This window comes from Streptomyces sp. NPDC102279 (assembly GCF_044766365.1).
In the GTDB taxonomy this organism is placed as follows: Bacteria; Actinomycetota; Actinomycetes; order Streptomycetales; family Streptomycetaceae; genus Streptomyces.
Genome location: NZ_JBIWLU010000009.1, coordinates 37,897 through 51,431, shown reverse-complemented (window position 1 = coordinate 51,431; position 13,535 = coordinate 37,897). Strand labels below are relative to the sequence as shown.

Annotated in this window: 9 protein-coding genes; 4 read left to right on the top strand and 5 right to left on the bottom strand. The window is 71.0% G+C overall.

The features are described from left to right. The first annotated feature begins 232 nt into the window (after positions 1 to 232). Positions 233 to 1,594, top strand: a complete 1,362-nt coding sequence (gene glnA / locus ACIRQH_RS23545; protein ID WP_358815252.1) for a type I glutamate--ammonia ligase — start codon at positions 233 to 235, stop codon at positions 1,592 to 1,594. A gap of 95 nt (positions 1,595 to 1,689) precedes the next feature. Here the strand turns inward: glnA and ACIRQH_RS23540 are convergent, their stop codons facing one another. From ACIRQH_RS23540 to ACIRQH_RS23530, 3 genes are read right to left on the bottom strand one after another with little or no spacing between them, the layout of a single operon-like run. Beyond that, positions 1,690 to 2,709 carry a TolB family protein gene (locus ACIRQH_RS23540; protein WP_388864969.1) on the bottom strand — a complete coding sequence of 340 codons (1,020 nt, stop codon included), beginning with the start codon at positions 2,707 to 2,709 and terminating at the stop codon, positions 1,690 to 1,692. Then, on the bottom strand, positions 2,706 to 4,328 hold the full coding sequence (locus ACIRQH_RS23535) for an MFS transporter (protein WP_404226941.1): 1,623 nt from the start codon (positions 4,326 to 4,328) through the stop codon (positions 2,706 to 2,708). The genes ACIRQH_RS23540 and ACIRQH_RS23535 overlap by 4 nt, the downstream gene beginning before the upstream one ends. Before the next feature lies 1 nt (position 4,329). After that, on the bottom strand, positions 4,330 to 5,202 hold the full coding sequence (locus ACIRQH_RS23530; RefSeq protein WP_388865150.1) for an alkaline phosphatase family protein: 873 nt from the start codon (positions 5,200 to 5,202) through the stop codon (positions 4,330 to 4,332). Between the two features lie 352 nt (positions 5,203 to 5,554). Here ACIRQH_RS23530 and ACIRQH_RS23525 point away from each other — a divergent pair, with 352 nt between their 5' ends. Then, positions 5,555 to 8,551, top strand: a complete 2,997-nt coding sequence (locus ACIRQH_RS23525) for a bifunctional [glutamine synthetase] adenylyltransferase/[glutamine synthetase]-adenylyl-L-tyrosine phosphorylase (protein WP_388864973.1) — start codon at positions 5,555 to 5,557, stop codon at positions 8,549 to 8,551. 121 nt (positions 8,552 to 8,672) lie between these two features. Here the strand turns inward: ACIRQH_RS23525 and ACIRQH_RS23520 are convergent, their stop codons facing one another. Continuing rightward, positions 8,673 to 9,533, bottom strand: coding sequence for a phosphatase PAP2 family protein (locus ACIRQH_RS23520; protein ID WP_358815247.1), 861 nt, complete (start codon positions 9,531 to 9,533; stop codon positions 8,673 to 8,675). Positions 9,534 to 9,641: 108 nt separating this feature from the next. After that, positions 9,642 to 10,676, bottom strand: coding sequence for a LacI family DNA-binding transcriptional regulator (locus tag ACIRQH_RS23515; protein WP_355870368.1), 1,035 nt, complete (start codon positions 10,674 to 10,676; stop codon positions 9,642 to 9,644). Positions 10,677 to 11,143: 467 nt separating this feature from the next. On the opposite strand from ACIRQH_RS23515, the gene ACIRQH_RS23510 reads away from it, so the two are divergent. Together ACIRQH_RS23510 and ACIRQH_RS23505 are read left to right on the top strand one after the other, a co-directional pair. Continuing rightward, positions 11,144 to 12,418 (top strand): extracellular solute-binding protein, encoded by a 1,275-nt coding sequence (locus ACIRQH_RS23510; protein ID WP_358815246.1) that lies wholly within the window; start codon positions 11,144 to 11,146, stop codon positions 12,416 to 12,418. Positions 12,419 to 12,522: 104 nt separating this feature from the next. Next, positions 12,523 to 13,527: a sugar ABC transporter permease gene (locus tag ACIRQH_RS23505; RefSeq protein WP_358815245.1), complete on the top strand. Its 1,005-nt coding sequence runs from the start codon at positions 12,523 to 12,525 to the stop codon at positions 13,525 to 13,527. Positions 13,528 to 13,535 lie beyond the last annotated feature (8 nt).

Below are 13,535 nucleotides of genomic sequence, written 5' to 3'. Positions count from 1 at the left end.
CCGGTCGCAGAGTGGGTGAGGGTCGGCCCTTACAGGTGGGGCCGTGAGCAGGCAGTATGGGCACCGGAGCAGGACACCTCCCGTACGCGAGGCGTTCAGACCGAGGTCGCCCGGCCGATCAAGGTCCGCAACGCGCATGAAATGGTGTTGTGGTGGGATGCTCAGGAGCCCCGATCGTCTCCGAGGCGTGGGAGCAGGCGGCCTGACCAGCAAGGATGGGTGGAAGCGGAAGATGGACAAGCAGCAGGAGTTCGTGCTCCGGACGCTGGAGGAGCGTGACATCCGGTTCGTACGTCTGTGGTTCACGGACGTACTCGGCTTCCTGAAGTCGGTGGCCGTGGCCCCGGCCGAGCTGGAACAGGCCTTCGACGAGGGCATCGGCTTCGACGGCTCCGCCATCGAGGGCTTCGCCCGCGTCTACGAGTCCGACATGATCGCGAAGCCGGACCCAGGCACCTTCCAGGTGCTGCCCTGGCGCGCCGAGGCCCCCGGCACGGCCCGGATGTTCTGCGACATCCTCATGCCGGACGGCTCCCCGTCCTTCGCGGACCCGCGCTACGTCCTCAAGCGCGCCCTCGCCAAGACGTCCGACCTGGGCTTCACCTTCTACACCCACCCCGAGATCGAGTTCTTCCTGCTGAAGAACCGCCCGCTGGACGGCTCGCGGCCCACTCCCGCGGACAACTCGGGCTACTTCGACCACACCCCGCAGAACGTGGGCCAGGACTTCCGGCGCCAGGCCATCACGATGCTGGAGTCGATGGGCATCTCGGTCGAGTTCAGCCACCACGAGGGCGCCCCCGGCCAGCAGGAGATCGACCTGCGCTACGCCGACGCGCTCTCCACGGCCGACAACATCATGACCTTCCGGCTGATCATGAAGCAGGTCGCGCTGGAGCAGGGCGTGCAGGCCACGTTCATGCCGAAGCCGTTCTCGGAGTACCCGGGCAGCGGTATGCACACCCACCTCTCCCTCTTCGAGGGCGACCGGAACGCGTTCTACGAGTCCGGCTCGGAGTACCAGCTCTCGAAGGTGGGCCGCTCCTTCATCGCCGGCCTGCTCAAGCACGCCGCGGAGATCTCCGCCGTCACCAACCAGTGGGTCAACTCCTACAAGCGCATCTGGGGCGGCTCGGAGCGCACGGCGGGCGCCGGCGGCGAGGCTCCCTCGTACATCTGCTGGGGCCACAACAACCGCTCCGCCCTCGTCCGCGTCCCGATGTACAAGCCCGGCAAGACCGGCTCGGCGCGGGTCGAGGTCCGCTCCATCGACTCGGGTGCGAACCCCTACCTGGCGTACGCGCTGCTCCTGGCCGCGGGCCTGAAGGGCATCGAGGAGGGCTACGAGCTGCCGCCGGGCGCCGACGACGACGTCTGGGCCCTCTCCGACGCCGAACGCCGCGCGATGGGCATCGAGCCCCTCCCGCAGAACCTGGGCGAGGCCCTGGCCCTCATGCAACGCAGCGAACTCGTCGCCGAGACCCTCGGCGAACACGTCTTCGACTTCTTCCTCCGCAACAAGAAGGCGGAGTGGGAGGAGTACCGCAGCGAGGTCACGGCGTTCGAGCTGCGGAAGAACCTGCCGGTGCTGTAGGCGCGGGCCGGTGCGGGTGCCTCATGGGCTCCGCGGGGAATGACACGCAGGGCCGACGGTCGGTGATCGTCGGCCCTGCGGTGTGTCCGGCGCGGCTAGCCGATGTACGCCGGGGACACCGCCGCCGTGCTGATGCGGCGCGGCTCGCCCGTGCCGTCGGACGGGAGCGAGTACAGGTCGGCGCCGTAGTCGCCGGGGAGGGCGTAGACCAGGGTGTGGTTGTCGCGCCAGACCGCTTGGTCGTCGACGCTGCGGGACTCCGCGAGCGCGGTCTCCCGGCCGGTGCGCAGGTCGAGGACGTACAGGTGCCAAGGGGCGTCCGCGGGAAGGCCCTTGACGCGCTTCTTGAAGGCGACGCGGGTGCCGTCGGGGGAGAGGGACGGGCATTCGACGTTGGTGTGCACGGTGGTGACGGTGCGGGCCCGCAGGTCGCCGCGGACCAGGTGGGTCGAGCCGTGCGTGGCCATCGTGGCGTAGAAGGTCCGGTCGTCGTCCGCGAAGGTCACGCCCCAGAAGTTCACGTCCGCCGCGTGATAGGTCCTCCCGTCCTTGACCACCCGGTACGCCTCCAGCGACGGCGTCAGCCGGCCCGTGCGCGTGTCGACGATCGCCGCCCGCGTCGAGAAGTTCGTGCCCGCGTACGAGTCGCCGCCGACGAACGCCGTCCAGGCCGCGAACCGCCCGCTGGGCGAGACCCTGGCCCGGGACGGGATCCCCGGCACGTCGTAGCGGGCCCTCTCGTGCAGCGTGGCGTCCAGGATCACCGCCCGGTAGGTGTCCCGCACCGCGCCGTGCGCCGCCTGGAGACACACGCCGGTACCCGAAGCGGCGTAGAAGCGCAGGCACTTGACGCTCGACGCGACGCGCGGGCCCGCCGGGTCCGACGCCGGGACGGCCGTCAGCTCGTCGCGGTGCGGACCCCACGCCATGTTGCGGAACACCAGCCGCCGGGAGTCGGTCAGGGACACCGGCCCGGCGGTGATCCGCGGGCCGCCCGGCCGGGCCTGGTTCCTGCGGTCCGCGCGCGCCGAGGCGTGCAGCACGGAGGCCACCGCGACGCCCGCGAGGACGACCAGCGCACAGACCAGGACCAGGATGCGGGTACGCAGTGTCATACGAGGCCTTCTGAGGGGACGGTGGGGCGGATCGGGCGGAGGCTGAGCGCGAGCAGGGCGCACAGGGCGAGCAGGACGGCCGACGCCGTCAGCGCCGTGCGGTCGCCCCACGCCGTCCACGCCGCGCCGAAGCCGAGCGAGCAGACGAACCGGGCCAGCGCCTGGCCGGTCTGGACGAGCGCGAGCCCGGACGAGCGCAGCTCGCTCGGCACGCTGTCCGAGGCGGCGGCCATCAGGACGCCGTCGGTCGCCGCGTAGAAGCCGCCGTGCAGCAGCAGCACGGCGCAGGCGGCGGCCGTGCCCTGCCAGGAACTGAGCAGCAGGGCGTACGCGAGGAGCAGGGCGCCGTGCCCGCCGAGGAACACCCGCCACCGGCCGGCCCGGTCCGCGAGCCTGCCGAGCGGGACGGCGAGGAGGAGGAAGGCGGCGGCGGTGCCGAGGGGCAGCAGCGCGAACCAGCGGTCCGGTACCCCGAGACGCCGCTGGAGGAGCAGGAACACGAAGGAGTCGCTGACCGTGGCGAGCCCGAGCAGCAGAGCGCAGACCGCGATGCGCCGCAGCTCCGGGCGGTGCAGCAGGGCCAGGGCGGCGCGCAGGGTGGGGCGCGGCGGGGGGACCGGTGCGGAGGCCCCCTCGGCAGGGCCACCGGCGCCGGGCGCGGCGGACGGTGCCGCGGATTCGCGGCCGGCCGCCGGGCCGGTCCCGGCTTCACCCCGGGGCTGCGGGGCCACCCAGGCATCACCCCGGGGCTGCGGGCCCACCCCGGTTCCACCGCTGCTCCGGGAGCCGACCCCGGCTGCACCGCCGGCCTGCGCGTCGGCCCGCGCTTCTGTGTCCGTTCCGCCCGCCGTACGGGATTCCCGAGCGGGACGGTCCGGGGCCCCGGGCTCCCGGCCGCGACCGGGGCCGGATCCGGGCCCGCCGCGAGGTGGCCGGCCGGTGCCCGCCTGTGTCGCCGGGCCGCCCGGGACGAAGAGCACCAGGACGAGCACGCCGACCACGGCCACGCAGGAGCTCACCGTGAACACCGCGTCGTAGCCGTCGACGGTGGCGCGCAGGATCAGGAAGGCGACGAGCGGGCCGAGCAGAGCGCCCGCGGTGTCCATCGCGCGGTGCACGCCGAAGGCACGGCCGCGGTTCTCGGGGGTGCTCGACAGGGAGATCAGGGCGTCGCGCGGGGCGGTGCGCAGCCCCTTGCCGGTGCGGTCGGCGGCGAGGACCAGACCGATGGGGGTGAGCGTCTGCGCCACCAGGAGCAGCGGTTTGCAGGCCGCGGAGAGCGCGTAGCCGGCGCCCGCCACCCACTTGTGGCGGCCGCCTCCCCGGTCGGCGAGATGGCCGCCGACGAGGCGGACCAGGGCCGAGAAGCCGTTGTAGATCCCGTCGAGGAGTCCGAAGCCCAGCGGGGACAGGCCGAGCCCCGCCACCAGGTACAGGGGCAGCACCGCCGTCACCATCTCGGAGGAGACGTCGGTGATCAGACTGACCGTGCCGAGGGCCAGCACCGTGGGCGCGACCGCGGCACGGCGCCGCCCGGCTCGGGGCCGGGCGGCGTCGTCCGCGGACAGCGCCGCCGCCGGGGTGTCCGGGGTGCCGGCGCGGCTGTCCGCCACATACATGTCAGGACGTCCAGATGCCCGTGATGTCCTTGGCGGAGGCCGCGTTGCCGGCGTGTGTGAGGCCGTGCATGTCCTCCAGCGTGCGCAGCAGGTCGTAGTGGTTGTAGGTGGTGGCCGAGGAGGAGCCCGGGGTCACCTGCTGGCCGTAGAGCACGGTCGGGATCTTGTTCCCGGCGAGCCGGTTGTCCTCGTCGAAGGTGACGACGAGGAGGCTGTTGTGGGTCTTGGCCCAGGTGGCGTAGGCGCCGATGTTGTTCTTCAGCCAGGTGTCACCGGTGGACACCGAGCAGTCGTGCATGTCGCTGCACAGGTTGGGGACGACGAAGGAGACCTGCGGGAGCGTCGTGTAGTCCGTGGGGAACTGCGCGAACGTCCTGGCGCTGGACGTGGGCACGTTGCTGAAGCCGAACCAGGGGTTGTGCTTGCGGGCGTAGTTGCCGCTGCTGCAGGTCGTCGAACCCTGGCTGGGCAGCGTCTCGTTGTAGCTGCCCCAGGTCTTGCCCTTGGCGATCAGCTCGGAGGCGAGGTTCGGGGCGGAGGAGAAGCCGGGCGTGTAGCAGCTGTCGTCCGTGATCCCCTGGGTGGAGCCGGAGAACAGGGCGAAGTAGTTGGGCTGGCTCGGGTGCGTCTCGGCGTACGACTGGGAGAGGTTGGCTCCGCCGGTCTTGAGCGAGTTGATGTAGGGGGCGCTGGAGGAGCCGATCACCTGGCTGTACGCGTGGTTCTCGAAGACCACGACCACGACGTGGTCCGGGGTCGGGACGGCCGCCGCGGCGTGCGCGGGGGCCGAGCCGGCGAAGCCGGTCCAGACCCCGGCCGCTGCCGCGGTGAAGGCGAGGGCGGATGCCACGACGGTACGACTGCGGCGGTACACGTTTCTGCCGGGCACTGCAGACCTCCGGTGGGGGATGACGACGGGGCGGTGCGGACAGAGCATGCACACGCCAATATTCCCGGGGCCCACGTCCCTCAACCGGCGGGGTGAAGAGCGGATGAACGGCTGCCGTCGGCGCTCGCGGGCGAGTTGCCCGAGAGCCTGGTGGAGCGGCTCCGCCGCCCGGGTCGAGGGTCATGTCCACGGTTCGGCTCCCTTGCCGTACGGCGTCCGGTTCTGTCCATGGAAGGCCTGACCGGCGCGGGGCGCCACCCCGCCGACCGGGGTTAGGCTCGCTTCGCACGACCTTGATCCGAAGGCGGTGCGGGGTCCGATCCGACGGGAGGCCGGGATGACGGCGCCGGGGCGCAGGAGCAGTACCTTCACACGGCTGCTGCGGCACGGTTTCACCGATCCCTCGGCGGCCGAACGTCTGCTGGAGGGCCCCGAGCTGGCGCCCATAAGAGTCGACCCGGTCCTCCTGGACGCCCTCGGCGCCACCGCCGATCCGGACCTCGCCCTCCTCGGACTCGTCCGGCTCGTCGAGGCGCAGGACGGGGACTCCGCCCGGCGGGAGCTCCTCGACACACTGATCGCCGCCAAGCCGCTGCGGGACCGGCTCCTCGGCGTCCTCGGCGCCTCCGAGGCGCTCGGCGACCACCTCGCCCGGCACCCCCAGGACTGGCAGGTCCTCGTCACCTACGAAGCGCAGGACCTGCACCCCGGCGTCGCGGAGTTCGAGGAAGGACTCGCCGACGCCGACGACCCCGTCGCCCTGCGCGTCGCCTACCGCCGCTGCCTGCTCTCCATCGCCGCGCGCGACGTGTGCGGCACCACCGACCTCGCCCAGACCGCCGCCGAGCTCGCCGACCTCGCCACCGCGACCCTGCGTGCCGCCCTCGCCATCGCCCGGGCCGCAGCGCCCGAGGATGCCGCGCTGTGCCGCCTCGCGGTGATCGCGATGGGCAAGACCGGGGGGCACGAGCTGAACTACGTGTCCGACGTCGACGTCATCTTCGTGGGGGAGGGCACGGAGGGCGCGGACGAGTCCAAGGCCGTGCAGGCCGCGACCCGGCTCGCCTCCCACATGATGCGCATCTGCTCCGAGACCACGGTCGAGGGCAGCATCTGGCCGGTCGACGCCAACCTCCGCCCCGAGGGCCGCAACGGCCCGCTGGTGCGCACGCTCAGCAGCCACCTCGCCTACTACCAGCGCTGGGCGAAGACCTGGGAGTTCCAGGCGCTCCTCAAGGCCCGCCCGGTGGCCGGAGACCTGGAGCTGGGCGCGGAGTACGTGGCCACGCTGGCTCCGCTGGTGTGGCACGCCGCCGAGCGGGACAACTTCGTCCCCGACGTGCAGAAGATGCGGCGCCGGGTCGTCGAGAACATCCCGGCCACCGAGATCGAACGCGAGCTGAAGCTCGGACCCGGCGGCCTCCGTGATGTCGAATTCGCCGTGCAGCTCCTCCAGTTGGTGCACGGCCGGGTCGACACCTCGCTGCGCAGCGGCACCACCCTGGACGCCCTGAAGGCACTCGCCACGGGCGGCTACGTGGGCCGCGCCGACGCCGTGCAGCTCGACGACGCCTACCGCTTCCTGCGCTCGATGGAGCACCGCATACAGCTCTTCCGGCTGCGGCGCACCCATCTGGTACCGGAGGACGAGGCCGACCTGCGGCGGATCGGGCGGTCGCTCGGTCTGCGCGTCGACCCCGTCAAGGAACTGAACCGGGAGTGGAAACGGCACGCCTCCGTGGTGCGCCGGCTGCACGAGAAGCTCTTCTACCGGCCGCTGCTGGACGCCGTCGCCCAACTGGCGCCGGGCGAGACCAGGCTGAGCCCCGGCGCGGCCCGGGAGCGGCTCGTCGCCCTCGGCTACGCCGACCCGGCCGCGGCGCTGCGCCACCTGGAGGCCCTGGCGTCCGGGGTGTCGCGCAAGGCCGCCATCCAACGCACCCTGCTGCCGGTCCTGTTGGGCTGGTTCGCGGACTCCGCCGATCCCGACGCCGGTCTCCTCAACTTCCGGAAGGTCTCGGACGCGCTCGGCAAGACCCCTTGGTACCTGCGCCTGTTGAGGGACGAGGGCGCCGCCGCGGAGAACCTCGCCCGGGTGCTCTCGGCGGGGCGGCTCGCCCCCGACCTGCTGCTGCGCGCGCCGGAGGCCGTCGCGCTGCTGGGCGACGGCGAGAGCGGCGGCCTCGAACCGCGCGACCGCGCGCACCTGGAGCAGGAGATCCTCGCCGCGGTACGCCGGGCCGACGGCGGAGAGCAGGCGGTGACCGCGGCGCGCGGGGTGCGGCGGCGGGAACTGTTCCGCACGGCCGCGACGGACATCGTCGCCTCCTACGGCACCGAGGAGACCCCGGCCGTCGCCGACCAGGGCGCCCTGGTCGACCTCGTCGGCGGCGCGGTCTCCGACCTGACGGCGGCGACGCTCGCCGGGACGCTGCGGGCCGTGGTGCGCGACGGCTGGGGCGACACCCTGCCCACCCGGTTCGCCGTGATCGGCATGGGCCGCTTCGGCGGACACGAGCTCGGCTACGGCTCCGACGCGGACGTCCTCTTCGTGCACGAACCCCGCGAGGGCGTCGACGACCAGGAGGCCTCACGGGCCGCGAACACCGTGGTGTCCGAGATGCGGCGGCTGCTGCAGATCCCCAGCGCGGACCCGCCCCTGCTGATCGACGCGGACCTGCGCCCGGAGGGCAAGTCCGGTCCGCTGGTCCGGACGCTGAAGTCGTACGAGGCGTACTACCGGCGCTGGTCGCTGGTGTGGGAGTCGCAGGCCCTGCTGCGGGCGGAGGTCGTCGCGGGCGACGTGGACCTCGGGGGCAGGTTCATCGAGCTGATCGATCCGCTGCGGTACCCGGCGGAGGGGCTCGGCGAGGAGGCCGTCCGGGAGATCCGCCGGCTGAAGGCCCGGATGGAGTCGGAGCGGATGCCGCGCGGCGCCGACCCGACGCTGCACAGCAAGCTCGGGCGGGGCGGCCTGTCCGACGTGGAGTGGACGGTGCAGCTCATCCAGCTCCGGCACGGCTGGGTCGAGCCGGGCCTGAGGACGACCCGGACCAGGGAGGCGCTGGCCGCCGCGTGCGCCGCTGAGCTGCTGTCCACGGACGACGCGGCCACCCTGGACGAGGCGTGGGTCCTCGCCACCCGCGTACGGAACGCCGTGATGCTCGTACGGGGCCGGGCCGGCGACACCTTCCCCTCCGACGGCCGCGAGCTGGCCGCCGTGGGGCGCTACCTGGGCTACGGCCCCGGCCACGTCGGGGACATGCTCGACGACTACCGCCGCACCACCCGCCGGGCCCGTGCCGTCGTGGACGAGCTGTTCTACGGCGCGTGAGGGGCGGAGCCCGCGCCGGCGCGCCGGGATCGGTCCGGCAGCGGTGCGCGGGGAGCAATGACGAAGGACGGTCACACAAAGTGACCGTCCTTCGATCGTCGTGGCCCCAGCGGCTCCTCGGTCAGGTCTTCGCCGGCAGGTTCTGCGCGGCTCCGGTGCCCGGGACCCACTGCGGCAGCCGGTAGGGCAGCGCTCCGTACCAGAGACGGGCCACCAGGAAGCCGAAGGCGAGGCACAGCATGCCGCCCACCGCGTCCAGCCAGAAGTGGTTGGCCGTCGCGACGATCACCATGAGGGTGGCAGCCGGGTAGAGCAGGCCGAGGATGCGGGCCCACGGAGCCGAGGCCAGGGCGAAGACGGTCAGGCCGCACCACAGGGACCAGCCGATGTGCATGGACGGCATCGCGGCGTACTGGTTCGACATGTGCTTCAGGTCGCCGGAGGCCATCGACCCCCAGGTCTGGTGGACCGTGACGGTGTCGACGAAGTTCCCGCCGGTCATCAGGCGGGGTGGCGCGAGGGGGAAGAAGTAGTAGCCGAGAAGGGCTACCGCCGTGGTCGCGAAGAGCGCGAGACGGGCGGCGGCGTACCTGCCCGGATGGCGACGGTACAGCCACACGAGAACACCCAGCGTCACCACGAAGTGCAGCGTCGCGTAGTAGTAGTTCATCCCGATGATCAGCCATGTCGCCGAGTTCACGGCGTGGTTGACCGACTCCTCGACGGCGATGCCGAGGCTGTGCTCCAGCCGCCAGATCCAGTCCGCGTTGCGCAGCGCCTCGCGCCTTTGCTCCGGCACGGCGTTGCGGATCAGCGAATAGGTCCAGTAACTGACGGCGATGAGCAGGATTTCGAACCAGAGGCGGGGGCGACGCGGGGCCCGCATACGACGCAGGAGGTTGTGACCCGCCTTCTCCTCCGCGACGGGTTGTGGAGTGGCCTCATTCCGGCCTTCCAGTGTCGTCACGGTCGTCTCACCCATAGGCGCAGAGTCTGCCAGAAAAGCCTTCGACCACCGATCATCCACCGGATGGGGTCGAGTCGCACTTTCTACGCCCAGAAGAGGCCTTGAAACCGCAGATCATCCTTCTCAGGGACGAATGCGGTCCCCCGGCGCCGAAGCGGTCGAACCGCGCACCACCAGTTCCGGCATGAACACGAACTCGCTGTGCGGCGCGGGGGTCCCGCCGATCTCCTCCAGCAGCGTGCGCACCGCCGCCTGCCCCATCGCCGGCACCGGCTTGCGGATCGTCGTCAGCGGCGGGTCGGTGAACGCGATGAGCGGAGAGTCGTCGAACCCCACGACCGAGACGTCCGTGGGAACCTCCAGACCGCGCTGGCGCGCCGCCCGTATCGCGCCGAGCGCCATCATGTCGCTGGCGCAGACGATCGCCGTGCAGCCACGGTCCATGAGAGCGCTCGCGGCGGCCTGGCCGCCCTCCAGCGTGTACAGCGAGTGCTGGACCAGTCGCTCCTCGACATCCGCGGGGAGAAGGCCCAGCTGCTCCTGCATCGTGCGCACGAAGCCCTCGATCTTGCGCTGCACCGGCACGAACCGCTTGGGGCCGAGTGCGAGCCCGATGCTCGTGTGCCCGAGGGAGGCGAGGTGGGTGACGGCCAGGGCCATCGCCGCGCGGTCGTCCGGGGAGATGAACGGCGCCTGCACCTTGGGGGAGAAGCCGTCGACGAGGACGAAGGGGACACCCTGGCCGCGCAGTTGCTCGTAGCGCTGCATGTCCGCGGAGGTGTCGGCGTGCAGTCCGGAGACGAAGATGATGCCCGCGACGCCTCGGTCCACCAGCATCTCGGTCAGCTCGTCCTCGGTGGAGCCGCCCGGAGTCTGGGTCGCGAGGACGGGGGTGTAGCCCTGGCGCGTCAGGGCCTGCCCGATGACCTGCGCGAGCGCGGGGAATATCGGGTTCTCCAGCTCGGGGGTTATGAGGCCCACCAGGCCCTCGCTGCGCTGTCGCAGACGGACGGGGCGCTCGTAGCCCAGTACGTCGAGCGCGGCCAGGACGGACTGGCGGGTGGTCGCGGCGACGCCCGGCTTCCCGTTCAGGACGCGGCTGACAGTCGCTTCACTGACCCCCGCCTGGGCTGCGATGTCGGCAAGCCGTGTGGTCACAGGATTGGACTGTACCGGTCGTGTCCCGCCCTGCCCACCAACCGGACGCCGTGTGCGGGCGGTTGTACGGCCCGCTGCGGGCTGCTGCGTCATCGCGCTCCCTCGTGTTCCGGTCGGATCGGCGTCCCGGGCGTGCGCCGCGGGAAAGGGTGGCTCCTGCAAGACGCTGACGGCCCGATGATCCCCGTGCGCGACCTCCATGGCAAGAGCTTGCAGAGTCTTGCACAGCGGCCCGGAAGTCCGCTGAGCGGCCTCACAGAAGGGTTTCGGGGTGGCACAAGGGAGGTCACGGGGGCGTAACTCTCGGCAGCTCTTGCACTTTTTTGCTGCAAGGTCTTTCGCGCCGCTTACAACGCTGTTACGTTCACGTCGCCCGGCGGACGCAACGGCGCAGTCGGCAAGTCGGCAAGGGGATCGGGCGGGACCGCATCCCCACCTACTCGGGCATTCACCCTCAAGGAGATCTCATGCGGCGTGGCATAGCGGCCACCGCGCTGGTGGCGTCCCTCGCCCTCGCGGCGACGGCCTGCGGCGGCAGTGACAGCGGCAGCGACAAGTCGGACGGCCCCACCACCATCACCTGGTGGGACACCTCCAACGCCACCAATGAGGCGCCGACGTACAAGGCCCTGGCCCAGCAGTTCGAGAAGGCCAACCCCGGTATCAAGGTCAAGTACGTCAACGTGCCCTTCGACCAGGCGCAGAACAAGTTCGACACGGCCGCCGGTTCCAAGGGCGCCCCGGACATCCTGCGCTCCGAGGTCGGCTGGACCCCGGCCTTCGCGAAGAAGGGCTTCTTCCTGCCCCTCGACGGCACCGCGGCCCTCGCCGACCAGGCCAAGTTCCAGCCCAGCCTGATCGAGCAGGCCAAGTACGACGGCAAGACGTACGGTGTTCCGCTGGTCACCGACACCCTCGCGCTCGTCTACAACAAGGCGCTCTTCAAGAAGGCCGGCATCACCGAGGCCCCGAAGACCTGGGCCGACCTGAAGACCGCCGCCGCGAAGATCAAGTCGAAGACCGGCACCGACGGCTACTGGGGCTCGACCCAGGCGTACTACGCGCAGTCCTTCCTCTACGGCGAGGGCACCGACACCGTCGACGCGAGCGCCAAGAAGATCACCGTGAACTCGGCCGCCGCGCAGAAGGCGTACGGCACCTGGCAGGGGCTGTTCTCCGGCAAGGGCCTGCACAAGGCCGACACCACCGCCGACGCGTACGCCCACATCCAGGACGCGTTCGTCAACGGCAAGGTCGCCGCGATCGTGCAGGGCCCCTGGGAGATCACGAACTTCTACAAGGGCTCGGCCTTCACGGACAAGTCGAACCTCGGTATCGCGACCGTCCCGGCCGGCTCCTCCGGCAAGGCGGGCGCCCCGACCGGCGGCCACAACCTCTCCGTGTACGCGGGTTCGGACAAGGCCCACCAGGAGGCCTCGCTGAAGTTCGTGAAGTTCATGACCTCCGCGAAGTCGCAGGCGACGATCGCGCTCAAGAACTCCACGCTGCCGACGCGTGACGACGCCTACACCGCCGAGGTCAAGGCCGACCCGGGCATCGCCGGCTACCAGACGGTGCTCTCCGCCGCCCAGCCGCGCCCGGCGCTGCCCGAGTACAGCTCGCTGTGGGGCCCGCTCGACACCGAGCTGCCGAAGATCGCGGGTGGCAAGGAGTCCCTGGACAAGGGCCTGAGCAACGCCGAACTGGCGATCGCCAAGCTGGTCCCGGACTTCAGCAAGTGAGCCCGTGTGGCCGCCGGTTCCGCACCCCCGCCGGACGGGGAAACGGAACCGGCGGCCACCGGCTGTGTGCGCCCAACTCCTGATCTTGCAGAAGGTGTCGAACCATGACAGTCGCCATCGACCGAGCGACCGGCAAGCGCCGCGGTGACCGAGCACCGCGTCCCGGCCGGATGCAGCGTCTGAAGCACTCGTACCAGAAGTACTGGTACGCGTACGCGATGATCGCCCCGGTCGTCGTCGTACTCGGCGGATTGGTGCTCTATCCCCTGGTGCGGGGCCTCTATCTGACGCTCACGGACGCCAACAGCCTCAACTCGGCCCGCACGATCGGCGTCAACCACATCGACGCCACCTACAAGTTCATCGGCCTCGACAACTACAAGGACATCCTCTGGGGCCCGACGTCGTACGACCGCTTCTGGTCGCACTTCATCTGGACCATCGCCTGGACCGCCCTGTGTGTCGCGCTGCACTACTGCATCGGCCTCGGCCTCGCGCTGCTGCTCAACCAGAAGCTGCGCGGCCGCACCGTCTACCGGCTGATCCTCGTGCTGCCCTGGGCCGTGCCGACGTTCGTCACCGTCTTCGGCTGGCGGTTCATGCTCGCCGACGGCGGCATCATCAACTCCATGCTGGACGCCGTGCACCTGCCGTCACCGGCGTGGCTGGAGGACACCTTCTGGCAGCGGTTCGCCGCGATCATGGTCAACACCTGGTGCGGTGTGCCGTTCATGATGGTCTCGCTGCTCGGCGGACTGCAGTCCATCGACGGCACGCTGTACGAGGCCGCCGAGATGGACGGGGCGAACGCGTGGCAGCAGTTCCGCTTCGTCACCCTGCCGGGCCTCAGGTCGGTCAGCTCCACCGTCGTGCTCCTCGGTGTCATCTGGACCTTCAACCAGTTCGCGGTGATCTTCCTGCTGTTCGGCAACACCGCCCCGGACGCGCAGATCCTCGTCACCTGGGCCTACTACCTCGGCTTCGGCCAGCAGCCGCGCGACTTCGCGCAGTCGGCCGCCTACGGCGTGCTGCTGCTCGCCATCCTCGTCGTCTTCACCTCCTTCTACCGCCGCTGGCTGAACCGCAATGACCAGCAGCTCGCGATCTGAGGCGGGAG